The sequence below is a fragment of the Synechococcus sp. CS-1326 genome, from assembly GCF_025128115.1.
In the GTDB taxonomy this organism is placed as follows: Bacteria; Cyanobacteriota; Cyanobacteriia; order PCC-6307; family Cyanobiaceae; genus Regnicoccus.
This window is the reverse complement of sequence record NZ_JAHLYV010000033.1, coordinates 101,404-113,716: the sequence shown is the minus strand read 5'-3', so window position 1 is coordinate 113,716 and position 12,313 is coordinate 101,404. Positions and strand designations below refer to the sequence as shown.

The following is a 12,313-nucleotide window of genomic DNA, read 5'->3' as shown; positions in this document are numbered from 1 at the left end:
CATCCACCGATGACCCAGCACTACCTGCATCGCCATCTCACCCCCGCCGTGGGGGAGGCCCAGCGCCAGGCCTACGGGCAGAGCCAGGCGGTACCACCGGCCCCCGAGTCCGATCGGCTCGGGGCGAAGGAAACCGCCTTCATCCAAGCTCGCGACAGCTTCTACCTGGCCAGCCTCACGGAGACGGGCGCGCCCTACCTCCAGCACCGCGGTGGCCCGGTGGGCTTTCTGAAGGTGCTGGATGACCACACCCTTGGTTTCGCCGATTACGGCGGCAACCGGCAGCTGCTCACCACGGGACACCTCCGCCGCGATCCGCGAGTGGCTCTGTTCCTGATGGATTACGGCGCCAGGCGGAGACTGAAGATTGACGGCGAGGCCGCGGTCGTTTCACTCGACGGCGATTCATCTCTGCGGCAACGGCTGTGGCTGGATGAGTCAGAGGCCGGAGAACCTGAGCGCCTCTTCCGCATCAAGGTGGAGGCCTTCGACTGGAACTGCCCGCAATTCATCACCCCCCGTTACACGGCGGCGGAGCTGGAGGCACGGGAACGGCCGTTGAGGGAACGCATCGCGGTCCTTGAGCACGAACGGCTCCAGGCTCAGCATCCCGTTCGCGAACCTTCGTCGCAGCAACCCGAACGTTGAAGGAACCGCTGATGGGATTTCACGTCCCCCGCTGGATGTGTCGGCAGAATCCCTGGCCTGAGGCCCAGGCGCTCAACCGGGCATCCAGCCACCGAATTGCAGCTCCAGTGCTTTGAGCGGAGCCAGCAACTCCTGGAAGGACTGCTGCGAAACGGGATCAGGCAGCACCACCTCTTGACCGGTAAGGATCGCCTCCAGGGAGGCTTTGGCCACATCGATCGGGGCGACCTTCTCCACGGGCAGACCCTCGGCCATCGCGGTATCCACGGGCCCTGGGTAGACCCCGACCACCAGGGTGCCCTGGGCGGCCAGTTCAGCACGGATTCCCTGGGTCAACGAATGGAGGGCGGCCTTGGAGGCGCTATAGGAGCTGAACAGCGGTGCATTGGCGACAGCAACCACAGACATCATGTTGACGATCGCGCCGCCGCCGTTCGCCTTCAGGACCGGCGCGAAGGTTCTCACCATCGACAGCGTGCCGAAGTAGTTCGTTTCCATTTCCCAGCGGGCCGTCTGGACACTGGAGGGGGTGAACAAACCGCCGGAGCCGAGCACCCCAGCGTTGTTGATCAGTACGGAGATGTCTCCAGCGATGGCGGCGACGTTCTGAACCTGATCGATCTGAGTGATATCGAGGGCAAGCGGCAGGATGCGCTCCGGGGCAAGGGCCACAAGCTCCTGCAGGCTCTCCAGGGAGCGTGCTGTGGCATAGATGCGGCGCACGCCGCCCTGGAGCAGGGCCTCGACGAAGGCACGTCCGATGCCGCGGTTGGCACCGGTGACGAGGGCGCTGGTGTTCGAAAGCTCCATGGATCGCTTGGCTGAGTGGTCAGACCAAAGCGTGTTCCATTCCCATGGATTTGAGAAGAGGGCCAATGAGACTAGGATTAATTCCATTGGCGAATGATTGAACCGTGGATCGGCTGACCCTGCTCCAGGTCTTCGTTCGGGTGGTGGAGCTGGGGAGCTTTTCGGCCGCCTCCAGGGAGCTGGGCACGTCCCAGCCCACCGTGAGCAAGCAGATCGCCAGCTTGGAGCGCAACCTCGACGTGCAACTGCTGCGCCGCTCCACCCGTCGGTTGAGCCTGACCCCAGAAGGGGAGCGATTCTTCGCCCATTGCCAACCAGCCCTGGATGCGCTGGCAGCGGCAACGGCCAGCGTCGGTCAACGGAACCGCCTGGAAGGCTGCTTGCGGGTGTCGTGTCCGGTGGCCTTCGGCCAGCAAGTGGTCATGCCATTTGTGCGCTCGTTCATGGAGCGCCATCCAGGGATTCAATTGGATCTGAGGCTCAGCGACGCCTTCATCGATCTGGTGGAAGAGGCTGTGGATGTGGCGATTCGGATCGGAGAGATCAGCGACCCATCCTTGATCGCCCATCCCATCGGCATCACACGACGGGTCACCGTGGCGGCCTCCGCCTATTTCGAAGCGCGGCCCGTTCCTCAGACCCCGGACGACCTCCTTGACCACAATTGCCTGATCTTCTGCCGTCTCTCGACGCTGAATGACTGGCATTTTGACCATCCCCTCCAGGGGCCCCTAGGGGTGAGCGTCGGGGGGAACTTCCGAACCGACAACTCCTCCGTGATCAAGGAGGCCGCTCTGGCCGGCATGGGGATTGCGGTCTGTCCCGTCTGGCTTGTTGCCGAGGAGATCGAATCCGATCGGCTGCAGGTTGTTCTTGAGGCCTACCAGCCCAAACCATTACCGATCCATGCGCTGCACCGACGGGATCGCTTCGTTCCTAGCCGGGTTCATGCCTTCATCGATGAAATCAGCCATCACTTCAAAGAGCATCCATGGATCTCCAGCGATCCACTTCGACCAGGCAAGGACGTCATGCCTCCTCGATCAAGAAGATGTGCTCACAAGAAGCTGCTTGGCACTGCTGGTTAAGCTTATCATTATGAACTGTGAACGGTGTGCAGACCCACCAGGTGGCCAGGAGGCTGGTCGTCATGATGGCGACAACATCGACAGAGCTGAATGCTTGAGAAGCTGCACGTTAACCGTTGCAGCTAAGCAGATGGGCCGATGACATCCGAGGCCTGCGCTCGGACTCTGACAACTTGATGGTGACGCTGGAGATCAGCACGCACCGTTACCCGTCGGGCCGTAGCTGCCCGTGACCGGCGCCTGCAACTCCGACCTCATTAAGCAACTGCAGTCCTACGTCAGGCACTTCTGCCACTGGACGTTGGTTGAGAGCTCCTCAGGCTTTCGCTTTCCCGTAGATACAAGGTTCTCCTAAGGAGTGGGCTCGGTGTTCAGCCGCGCTGCCTCCTTGCGTACGTTGGAGTGTTGGCCGGGAATCAGTTCTCTGCTCCTTAAGATGGTTCCATCTCGTGCCAGTGGCACATTGAATGGCTGTTCAATGCCGGGGGGATCAGCAGGCTGTGCAGATCTGGCGACGGTCGGGCCGTGTGAGCTGCATTTGGCACACTTGAGCCACTGAGGTCAACTATGCAATGGATCGCCTGTCCCCCAACCCCGCTGGCCTGGATCGAGTTCCGCGAGCTGCTGCTGCAGTTGCTTTATTCCCCTGCCTTGCTGTTGCCGCTTGTGGCGCTCGCTGCCGCTCTGCTCGCCTGGCGTCTACGGCTCTCCAGGGCCCGTCTGCTGGCGTTCGTACTTTTGCTGCCTCTCGCGATCAGCACGATCTACAGCCCTGAAGCCACCACGCTGCTCGAGGCCTGGCTGCATCAGCAAATGCCTGCTCCCGGTGCGCCCACCACCGCTGTTCCGGTGGTGGTGTTGGTGGGACGCGGCTCCGACATGGCTGCAGCCACCACGGCCGCCGCCGCCGAACGCTTCGGCCAGGGTGTGGTGTCTGCCGTTTACGTCTCCGGTGACGACCGCAGCACCGCCGAACGGCTGTTGCAGCTCGGCATTGAGCCCTCCCGCATCGCCGGCGATTCCTGCGCCCGCACCACCTGGGAGAACGCCACTCTCACTAACCGCTGGTTGCGTCAGCACCATCCCGGTGCCCCCGTGCTGCTGATCACAGATTCCTGGCAGCTACCCCGCGCCGCCCGAGCCTTTGAGCAACAAGGCCTGCAGGTTATCCCGATTGCCGCCGATCCAACCCTCTCGCCATCCCAGCACAACCGCCTCGCACTGCGCGAAACCGCTGCCACCTTGCTCTACAGCCTTCAGGGTCGGATGTGATTCAGCTTCTTGGCATTGTCCAAGTGAACTCATTCATACTGCGGAAGCCTTGGCAGGAGCAATTGGAGCAGCCTGATATCAACGTGGGCACCGTCGTGGTGCTCATGGCTCGTTGGCCCGCCATCGAAGCGGTGGCGGTTTTTGGTTGGAGGTGCAAGCTGGGGCGGCACATCGAACAGAAGGAGAAGGCCGTTGTTCGCTGAGAAGCATGACCGAATCCAGACTCATCTGAAGCGATCTGAATCAGATCAGCGGTGATCAGCCCTCTGCAAAAGATGCAGGGGATGGTGATTGGCCTGGGGATTCGATCCTCAGCTCAACAGCCATTGTCACGTAATCCTTCCAGCTCAGAGCCCGGCGAACCACTCATAGCCCTGATCTTCCCAGGTGCCGCGCCGATCCTCCAGTGTGGCGATCAGCTTCAGCCCCGTCACCCACTTGCTGAGCTTGTAACCCAGCTTGATCGGCGTGGCGATCCGCAGCGGTGCCCCGTTCGCCGCCGGCAATGGTGCTCCGTTCATGCCGGTGGCCAGCAGGGTCTGGGGGTGAAGGGCCGAGGCGATGTCCCAGGTGCTGAAGTATTGATCCGCCGATTCGATCGCCAGATACCCGCCCAACGGCGAGACCCCCGCCAAAGCCAGCACATCAGCGAGCCGCACACCCGACCAGGAAACAATCGCGGCCCAACCCTCCACGCAGACGTGCCGGATGGTGATCTCCTGTTGGGGCAGAGCTGCCAGGGCGGCAAGATCGAGGCTCAGGGGACGGTGCACCAGCCCCCCCACCCGCAGCCGATAGCGCTCGGGGTCGAGCTGGGGGACGCCGTTGAAACTGTTCACCAGCAGGGCCGCGGGATCCACCTGATCGCGCCGAAACTCCGGCACCTGGCCCTTCCCCTGCAGCAACGCCTCGATACTCTCATTGAGCGGTTGGGTGGCCTTCCCCACCTGCTCGCTGAAGCCATTCAGGGCGCAGCCGCCCAGCAGCAACGAGGAGCCGCCACTCACCCCCAGGCCGAGCAGCTGGCGACGGTTCAGGCGCCATCGATAGGACAGCGGCGAAGATGCACCCATCAGAGGGCCATCGAGCGCCACAGCCGCAGGCCGCCGATCCGCCAAGACAGCACCATGTGGGCAGCGATCAGCAGCACCATGGCAGGGACCGTGGCGAAGTGAGCCACCCGCAGGGTGTGCCAGCTGGTGGCGCCGAAGAGCTCGCCAAAGCTGAACAATCCCGCCAACCACCAGAACTGGGCCGGCTTGTACATCGCCAGGCCCGTGATCAGCCCGAAGGCCAGCAGGATCACCATCAGCGTGTAGGTGAGCCGGTGGGCCGAAAGCCTTCGCTTGCCGGTGTTCTGGCTGGCCTTCAGGGTGCTGAGATCGGCGCGGTCGGCCAGCTTTCGGTGGCGGAGTTTCATCAACAGCGCGATCCAGAGGCCGAGATTGAGGGCGTAGAGGCCCATGAAGCCGAAATGCCAGTCGCGGCCGCCGGCCAGCCAGCCGCCCAGGGTGAACAGTTCCGGCATGTTGACGCCGCCCCGTCCCCCGAAGACGGGATTGGCGTTGTAGATCTGCAGCCCGCTGGCCGCCATCACCGCCAGCACCAGCAGGTTGAGGCTGTGGAAGCCTCGCGTCCAGATCGGTGCGTGCCGGATCCCAGCTGGCCGGGGGGGCGCTGTCGCGTTGGTGTCGTCCATGGCAGGCGCGAGTCTGCTGATCTGTACAGCCAACCCTCAACAATGGATGGCATCTGTTGCTGCCCGTCATTCAGGCAGCGTTGCCTCTGGACTCCGCCCTGGTTGTCTCACCGGCGCTCTTGATCGCCCTGGGGGCGGTGGCCTTTCTTTATGCCTCCGTCGGCCATGCCGGTGCCTCCGGGTACATCGCCGTGCTGTCGTTCGCCGGGCTGCCTTCTGCCGAGATTCGTGCGATCGCTCTGGTGCTCAATGTGCTGGTGGCCGGCCTGGGCACCGTCCAGTTCGTCAGTGCCGGCCATCTCCGCCGCGATGTGCTGCTGCCTCTGGCTCTGGCCTCCGTTCCCGCCGCCCTGATCGGCGGTGCGATCAGCTTGCCGGTGCTGCTGCTGCAGCGCCTGATCGGCCTTGTTCTGCTGTTCTCCGCCTGGCGGCTCACGGCGCCGGCGGTGGCGGTGGTTCCGGGCTCGCTGCGGCTGCCGCCGCCGCGGCAGTGCGCCCTCACCGGAGCCGGCCTGGGGCTGCTGGCCGGGCTGACCGGAACAGGCGGTGGAATCTTTCTGACACCCTGGATGATCCTGCGTTCCTGGTTGCTGCCCCGCCAGGCCGCCGCCGTATCGGTGGCCTTCATCCTGGTGAACTCGATCGCCGGGGCGAGTGGCCTTGCCCTGCGCCAGGGGTTTGCTGCCTTCCCGGCAGCCGCGGCCCTGGCTCCGGTGGCGGCGGTGGTGCTGGTGTGCGGGGGCATCGGTGCCTACCTGGGCAGCCGTCGGCTCCCCCAGACCTGGATTCGGCGGCTGCTGAGCCTGGTTCTGCTGCTGGCAGCCTGGAAATTGCTCGACATCGGCGCCTGGTGGAGCGTTCGCTCCTAGCCGCCCGTGGCAGTAGGAATCAGCTGCGCCGCTGCTCTGCCGGCCGTTCCTCCGGCACGATCGCGCCCTCCACCGGGCACACCTGCAGGCAGATGCCGCAATCGATGCAGGTGTCGAAATCGATCCAGTAGAAGCCCGTCCCCTTGCTGTTGGCTCCGCTGCCGGGATGGATGCAGGCCACCGGACAGGCATCGACGCAATCAGCCACCCCTTCGCAGACGTCGGTGAGGATCGTGTGGGCCATGGGTCGAAGGGAGCAACCGATCGATCCTAGAAATGTTCAGCCCAGCCACTCAACCCCCCGGTTGCCCCTGGCGAGCGCCACCGCCTCAGCTGCCTGCAGGTCGCCGCAGGGATCGGGGTGCAGCTCCGCGGTCTGGCCGGAGCGATGGATGGTTTCCAGCCGCTCCAGGGCCTCTGGCAGCTGGCTTGTCTGCCGGTAGGCCAGCAGCAGCGGGGTGGTGAGATCTGAGCCGCCTTCGAGCGGATCGAGCAGATCCCGGATGTCTTCGATGCTGAATCCGAAGCCCACCCCGGCCGCGTCGGTGGAATCGGCGCAGAACCTGGCCACCAGGGCGTCGTAGCGGCCGCCGCTGGCAATCTCCACCGGAGCCGCCGCTCCCTGGCAGACCAGCTTCAGCACCAGACCGTCGTAGTAGTCGAACTGGGGTTGGAAGCTGGGATCCAGCTGGATCCTCACGCCCAGCCGCGCGGCGGTTGTCTCAACCATCGCGAGGGTGGTGGCCAGCTCCTGCAGCAGGCTGCTGCTGCCGAGCTGTTGTTCCAGTTGACCGATCACCCGAGCCGGCTCACCCCTGAGCCGCAGCAGGGCCTGCAGCAGGGCCATCTGATCATCCGGCAGGGACAACGCCGCCAGCGCCAGGGGATCGAAGTCAGTGAGCGCCTGGCGGCAGGGGGTGCGCTGTTCAGCCGGCACCCGGCCGAGCAGCGCACTGAGCAGCCCGTGGTGTCCCAGCAGCAGCAGGGGCTGATGGCTGGGCTGCAGGCCCAGGGTTTCGGTGCAGGCGAGCAGGAGGCGCAGCAGTTCCGCATCCGCCGCTGAGGAACGCACGCCCAGCAGTTCCACGCCGCTCTGCAATCGCTCACTGATCCGCTGTCCGCCACCGTCCCCGGTGAAGGTGCGGAAGGTGGCCCCCTCCGCCCACAACCGCAGGGGACGGGCTCGGGCGGCCAGCCGGGTGGAGGCGGCTCTGGCGATCGGGGCCGTCAATTCGGGGCGCAGACCGAGCGGCTCTTCAGCCGCCAGCCGCACCACGTCGCTCTGGGCTTTGCCGCCGCGGGCCTGGAGCGTGTCAAGGCGCTCGATGGCCGGTGGAGCCACCTCCTGGTAGCCCCAGAGCCGATAAACATCGGCAAGCTGCTGGCAGAGGCGTCGGTTGCTCTCCACCTGGCCAGGATTCAGATCCCTGGCGCCGGCGGCGGGTTGCAGGGCCATGGCTGAAGGCGCGGCGGTGATGGATGGGGTCGGCCAGGATCCTATGGACGGCTGGAGCGCTGCTCAGCCGTCCAGCTCCGGGGCGCCGAAACTGGCTCCCGGCATCGGCTGGCACCGGGCCAGCCCATCGATCAGGCTGCGGTGGATTCCCGGCGCTGAGGCAATCAGGCGGCCCTCTGTCAGGACCAGTGGTCCTCCGTCGTAGCGGCTCACCACCCCCCCGGCCTCTTCGACCAGCACCACTCCAGCGGCGAGATCCCAGGGAGACAGACCCCTCTCCCAGTAGCCGTCCAGGCGGCCGGCCGCCACGAAGGCCAGGTCCACCGCTGCGGCACCATCCCGCCGCACTCCCTGGCTGCGATGGGTGAACCAGCAGAACTCGCTGTAATTCGTGTCCAGCTGGGTCTGGCGGTCGTAGGCGAAGCCGGTGACCAGCAGCGAATTGGCCAGGTCGCGGGCGCCGCTCACCGCCAGGCGATCTGCGTTGCACCAGGCCCCGAGGCCAGCTGCCGCCCAGTAGCTCTCCCCCAGGGCCGGAACCTCGATCGCCCCCAGCAACGGCAGCCCGCGCCAGGTGAGCCCCACCGATGTGGCGAAGCATGGATAGGAGTGGGCGTAATTGGTTGTGCCATCGAGTGGATCGACGCACCACTGCAGATCGGAGCCCGTGCTGTGTTGCCCACTTTCCTCAGCCAGCACACCGAGCGTTGGGGTGTCCCTGGCCAGCACGGCCAGCACGGCCTCTTCCGCCGCCAGATCGGCCTCGGTGACCAGGTCTCCCGCCCGACCCTTCTCGCGGATCTGGGTGAGTTTGCCGTGATGGAACCGCAGGGCCGCGGCACCGGCGGCGGCGGCGGCGCGGGCAACTCCAGAGAGCTTCTCCAGCTCAGCGGCTCCAAGCCCGGCACCAGCCAGGGCCTGAGCAGAAAGCGATGCAGTGCTCGGCGTGGGCGGTTCAGTCATCCGGGTCATTCCTCTTCGATCGGCAGGCCGGGCCGCACCCGGCCCTTGCCGAAGAAGCGGCCGAACTGAAGCTCATAGACCTCGTCTTCATCCTGGGTTTCTACCTCCAGCGGCCCCGTGGCCCGGGCGACGCAGAGCAGGCCGTAGCCCCGGCTGCGCAGCTCCCTTGAGAGGCCAAGAGCCTCGGACTGGTCGATCTGACCGGAGATCACCCGCACGGCACAGGCTGTGCAGCAGCCATTGCGGCAGCTGAACGGCAATGGCTCGCCCTGTTGCTCGAAGCTGCGCAGGATGTACTCGCCCTCCGGCACCTCCAGCTTGATCACCCGGTTTTGCTGGCGCCAGTGCACCGTGATCGGAACCTGATGGGGCATCACGAGGGGGCAGAGGGAAGATCGCTGACTGCTACATTGCCACGTGCCTTCGCATCACCGATGGAGAGGTGGCCGAGTGGTCGATGGCGCAGCACTGGAAATGCTGTATAGGGGCAACTCTATCGAGGGTTCGAATCCCTCCCTCTCCGTGATCCCAACAAAAAGCCGGCTTCACAAGCCGGCTTTTCTTTGGCCTGATTGAAGCCGTTCAAGCTCAACCGAATCGTCCGGTGACGTAATCCTGGGTGGCCTGCTGGGTTGGGGCGTTGAAGATCTTCTCGGTATCATTGAATTCCACCAGATAGCCCACCTTGCCGCTGCCGCCTTCAACGGCTTCCGCATTGAAGAAGGCGGTCTGATCCGAGACGCGCACCGCCTGCTGCATGTTGTGGGTCACGATCACGATTGAGAAGGTTTTCTTCAATTCGTGCATCAGTTCTTCGATTTTGAGGGTGGAGATCGGATCCAGCGCAGAGCAGGGCTCGTCCATCAGGATCACCTCCGGTTCAATCGCGATCGCCCTGGCGATGCAGAGACGCTGCTGTTGCCCGCCCGAGAGTGAATTGCCACTCTGCTTGAGCTTGTCCTTGGTTTCATCCCAGATGAAGGCTTTGCGCAGAGAGTTCTCCACCAGTTCGTCCATGTCGCCGGTGAAGCCATTGATGCGGGCTCCGAAGGCAATGTTTTCGTAAATCGACTTGGGGAAAGGATTCGGTTGCTGGAACACCATGCCGATCCGCCGCCGCACTTCCACCGGGTCCACTTCAGGGGCGTAGATGTCCTGACCGTCGAAGACCACTCGACCCCTGAGGCTGCATCCTTCGATCAGGTCGTTCATGCGGTTCAAGCCTCGCAACACTGTTGACTTCCCGCAGCCCGACGGGCCGATGAAAGCTGTCACCTTGCCGCGAGGGATGTCCATGTAGACATCCCGGACAGCCTCGAAGCTGCCGTAGCTGATCGTCACCTTTTCAAGGGCCAGGCAGGTCTGCCCGGTGGTGGAGGTGTTGGCGTGCTGCAAAGCGGAAGTGGTCATGACGAAAGTGGGGGAACGTGGGGGGCGAAGGCTGAAGACCTGGGCAGGCTTGTGACAATCAGTTGGCGAAGCGTCGCAGCCAGCGGGCCAGCAGATTGGCCGCCAGGATCAGGACCACCAGCACAAAGGAGGCGGCCCACGCCAGCTCGTTCTGGGCTTCGAACGGCATGATCGCGAAGTTGAAGATCAACACCGACATGGTGGCGATCGGATTGAAGACTCCCTCCGGCCAGAATGGTGAGAAGAGTGCTGTGAAGATCAAAGGGGCTGTTTCCCCCGCCGCCCTTGCGATCGCCAGCACGATGCCGGTGGCAATCGGGGTGAAGGCGCTCGGCAGCGTGATCCGGATGATCGTCACGAACTTGGAGGCTCCCACTCCGATGGCGCCCATGCTGAGGGCCTTGGGAACAAGCCTCAGCCCCTCATCGGTTGTCTTGATCACGGTTGGCAGCATCAGCACAGCCAGGGCGATGCCCCCCGCCGCAGCGGTGTAGGACTGGCCGAAGAACACCCGGGTGGCCACGATCGCCCCGTAGACGAAGACCCCGCAGATGATCGAGGGCACTCCGGCCAGGATGTCGTTGCCGACCCTGATCAGATTGGCGAACCAGCCACCTCGTGAATATTCAGCCAGGTAAATCCCGCCACCAACTCCAACCGGGATGGCGATCAGCGCGGCCACCATGGTGACCACGAAAGTGCCGATGATCGCATTGCCGATTCCGCCGCCTTCCAGGCCCGGTGCAGGTGGAAGCTGGGTGAACAGGTTGAAGCTGATCAGCCGGCCACCCTGCAGCAATACATAGATCAGAACGAGTAGAAGTGGGAGAACGACAATGACACTGAATCCAGCCGAAACAAGCGTGAATAACTTGTCTAGTTTGTTGCGTTGTAGAGACGGATTGAAACGCAGGGATGCAGGTTTCTGTGTTGCTGTGAGGACTGTCATCGTTTTCAATAACGCAGGCTGAGCTTCTTGACAACCCATTGGGCCATGAGATTGACCGCAAAGGTCAGAACCATCAAAATCAGTGCGGCATAGAGCAAGGCGGAAACCTGAATGCCGTCCGCTTCTCCGAATTGATTGGCCAGCATCGCTGAAATCGTGTTGCCGGGAGCCAGCAGGGACCAGCTGAAGTTGGTGGAGTTTCCGATGATCATCGTGACAGCCATGGTTTCGCCCATCGCCCGTCCGAGTGCCAGCATCACCCCACCCACTATTGCCGAGATGGCGGCGGGGAGGATCACATTGAAGATGGCGATCCAGCGGGTGCTGCCAACCCCGTAGGCCCCCTGTCGCAGGGCGATCGGAACCTGATTCAGGGCATCTCTGGAAATGGCCGTGATGATCGGCAGGATCATCACCACCAGAATCAGAACGGCAGGTGCCATGCCGGGTCCCTGCGGCTCGGTGCTGAACAGGGGAAACCAGCCGAGCGCAGAGTTGAGAAAGGTGAGGAAGGGGCGCAGGAACGGCTCCATCACGAAAATGGCCCACAATCCGAGTACCACCGATGGAATCGCCGCCAGAAGTTCCACCATCACACCGATGACCTCCCGCCAGCGCAGAGGAATCAGGTTCTCAGTGATGAAGATCGCGGTGCCAACCCCGAGTGGCACGGCAATCGCGAGGGCCAGCAGGGACGACACCAGCGTGCCGTAGATCGCCGTGAAGGCCCCGTATTCACCCGTGACCGGATTCCAGCTGGAAGTGGTCAGAAACTTGAGGCCGAAGGCTTTGATCGCCTCCTGGGCGCCCTGGAAAACAGTGAGAAAAATCGCCACCAACACAATGGCCACCATCGAGGCCAGGGCAATGGTGAGGTAACGGAATCCACCATCAACCAACTTTTCGGAGGCGGGCCGTCGACGGAGTGTGAACATCTCCTTGGTTGGCTCGGTACTCATGGCCATTCTGCAATCGGATTCATCGACAGCCCCGGAACACATCCCAATTCCGATATCAATTTAGGTGTAGCCCGCTGTTTCATCCACTAAGAAAGCGTTAACTCCCGCCAGCCATGCCCGCTTTGATCGGCCCACTCCGGCTCGGCGCCTCGCCGGGAGCGTTTCAGCCCGGGCCTGCCTTCGTCCGAAG

15 protein-coding genes and 1 tRNA gene are annotated in these 12,313 nt (G+C 63.5%); 6 read left to right on the top strand and 10 right to left on the bottom strand.

Features of this window, described 5'->3' with window-relative positions; translation table 11 throughout:
- The first annotated feature begins 9 nt into the window (after positions 1–9).
- Positions 10–648: a pyridoxamine 5'-phosphate oxidase family protein gene (locus KQ307_RS13475; protein WP_259703212.1), complete on the top strand. Its 639-nt coding sequence runs from the start codon at positions 10–12 to the stop codon at positions 646–648.
- A gap of 72 nt (positions 649–720) precedes the next feature.
- On the opposite strand, the gene KQ307_RS13470 is transcribed toward KQ307_RS13475, so the two are convergent.
- Positions 721–1,458, bottom strand: a complete 738-nt coding sequence (locus tag KQ307_RS13470) for an SDR family oxidoreductase (RefSeq protein ID WP_259728261.1) — start codon at positions 1,456–1,458, stop codon at positions 721–723.
- Positions 1,459–1,562: 104 nt separating this feature from the next.
- Here KQ307_RS13470 and KQ307_RS13465 point away from each other — a divergent pair, with 104 nt between their 5' ends.
- From KQ307_RS13465 to KQ307_RS13455, 3 genes are all read left to right on the top strand, one after another.
- Positions 1,563–2,546: a LysR family transcriptional regulator gene (locus KQ307_RS13465; RefSeq protein WP_259703214.1), complete on the top strand. Its 984-nt coding sequence runs from the start codon at positions 1,563–1,565 to the stop codon at positions 2,544–2,546.
- A gap of 567 nt (positions 2,547–3,113) precedes the next feature.
- Positions 3,114–3,818, top strand: a complete 705-nt coding sequence (locus tag KQ307_RS13460; protein ID WP_259703215.1) for a YdcF family protein — start codon at positions 3,114–3,116, stop codon at positions 3,816–3,818.
- A complete protein-coding gene (locus KQ307_RS13455) occupies positions 3,815–4,021 on the top strand; it encodes a hypothetical protein (RefSeq protein ID WP_259728260.1) in 207 nt (68 codons plus the stop codon). The genes KQ307_RS13460 and KQ307_RS13455 overlap by 4 nt, the downstream gene beginning before the upstream one ends.
- Positions 4,022–4,165: 144 nt before the next feature.
- Here the strand turns inward: KQ307_RS13455 and KQ307_RS13450 are convergent, their stop codons facing one another.
- Both KQ307_RS13450 and KQ307_RS13445 read right to left on the bottom strand, forming a co-directional pair.
- On the bottom strand, positions 4,166–4,891 hold the full coding sequence (locus tag KQ307_RS13450; protein WP_259728259.1) for a molybdopterin-dependent oxidoreductase: 726 nt from the start codon (positions 4,889–4,891) through the stop codon (positions 4,166–4,168).
- Positions 4,891–5,517 carry a cytochrome b/b6 domain-containing protein gene (locus tag KQ307_RS13445; protein WP_259728258.1) on the bottom strand — a complete coding sequence of 209 codons (627 nt, stop codon included), beginning with the start codon at positions 5,515–5,517 and terminating at the stop codon, positions 4,891–4,893. Before KQ307_RS13445 ends, KQ307_RS13450 begins: the two co-directional genes overlap by 1 nt.
- Before the next feature lie 80 nt (positions 5,518–5,597).
- On the opposite strand from KQ307_RS13445, the gene KQ307_RS13440 reads away from it, so the two are divergent.
- A complete protein-coding gene (locus KQ307_RS13440; protein WP_259728257.1) occupies positions 5,598–6,386 on the top strand; it encodes a sulfite exporter TauE/SafE family protein in 789 nt (262 codons plus the stop codon).
- 19 nt (positions 6,387–6,405) lie between these two features.
- On the opposite strand, the gene KQ307_RS13435 is transcribed toward KQ307_RS13440, so the two are convergent.
- The 4 genes from KQ307_RS13435 to KQ307_RS13420 form a co-directional block, all read right to left on the bottom strand.
- Positions 6,406–6,630, bottom strand: a complete 225-nt coding sequence (locus tag KQ307_RS13435; RefSeq protein WP_259703219.1) for a ferredoxin family protein — start codon at positions 6,628–6,630, stop codon at positions 6,406–6,408.
- Between the two features lie 36 nt (positions 6,631–6,666).
- Positions 6,667–7,842, bottom strand: coding sequence for an ATP phosphoribosyltransferase regulatory subunit (locus KQ307_RS13430; RefSeq protein WP_259728256.1), 1,176 nt, complete (start codon positions 7,840–7,842; stop codon positions 6,667–6,669).
- 63 nt (positions 7,843–7,905) lie between these two features.
- Positions 7,906–8,805, bottom strand: a complete 900-nt coding sequence (locus KQ307_RS13425; RefSeq protein ID WP_259703221.1) for an inositol monophosphatase family protein — start codon at positions 8,803–8,805, stop codon at positions 7,906–7,908.
- A gap of 5 nt (positions 8,806–8,810) precedes the next feature.
- Complete coding sequence (locus KQ307_RS13420; RefSeq protein WP_259728255.1) at positions 8,811–9,179, bottom strand: 2Fe-2S iron-sulfur cluster-binding protein; 369 nt, start codon at positions 9,177–9,179, stop codon at positions 8,811–8,813.
- Positions 9,180–9,241: 62 nt separating this feature from the next.
- On the opposite strand from KQ307_RS13420, the gene KQ307_RS13415 reads away from it, so the two are divergent.
- Positions 9,242–9,328: transfer RNA gene (locus tag KQ307_RS13415), tRNA-Ser, on the top strand.
- 65 nt (positions 9,329–9,393) lie between these two features.
- Here KQ307_RS13415 and pstB read toward each other — a convergent pair.
- From pstB to pstC, 3 genes are read right to left on the bottom strand one after another with little or no spacing between them, the layout of a single operon-like run.
- Complete coding sequence (pstB, locus tag KQ307_RS13410; RefSeq protein ID WP_259728254.1) at positions 9,394–10,215, bottom strand: phosphate ABC transporter ATP-binding protein PstB; 822 nt, start codon at positions 10,213–10,215, stop codon at positions 9,394–9,396.
- A 58-nt stretch (positions 10,216–10,273) separates the two neighbouring features.
- Positions 10,274–11,164 carry a phosphate ABC transporter permease PstA gene (gene pstA / locus KQ307_RS13405; protein WP_259728253.1) on the bottom strand — a complete coding sequence of 297 codons (891 nt, stop codon included), beginning with the start codon at positions 11,162–11,164 and terminating at the stop codon, positions 10,274–10,276.
- A 5-nt stretch (positions 11,165–11,169) separates the two neighbouring features.
- Positions 11,170–12,123, bottom strand: a complete 954-nt coding sequence (gene pstC, locus KQ307_RS13400) for a phosphate ABC transporter permease subunit PstC (protein ID WP_259728252.1) — start codon at positions 12,121–12,123, stop codon at positions 11,170–11,172.
- Between the last annotated feature and the right edge of the window lie 190 nt (positions 12,124–12,313).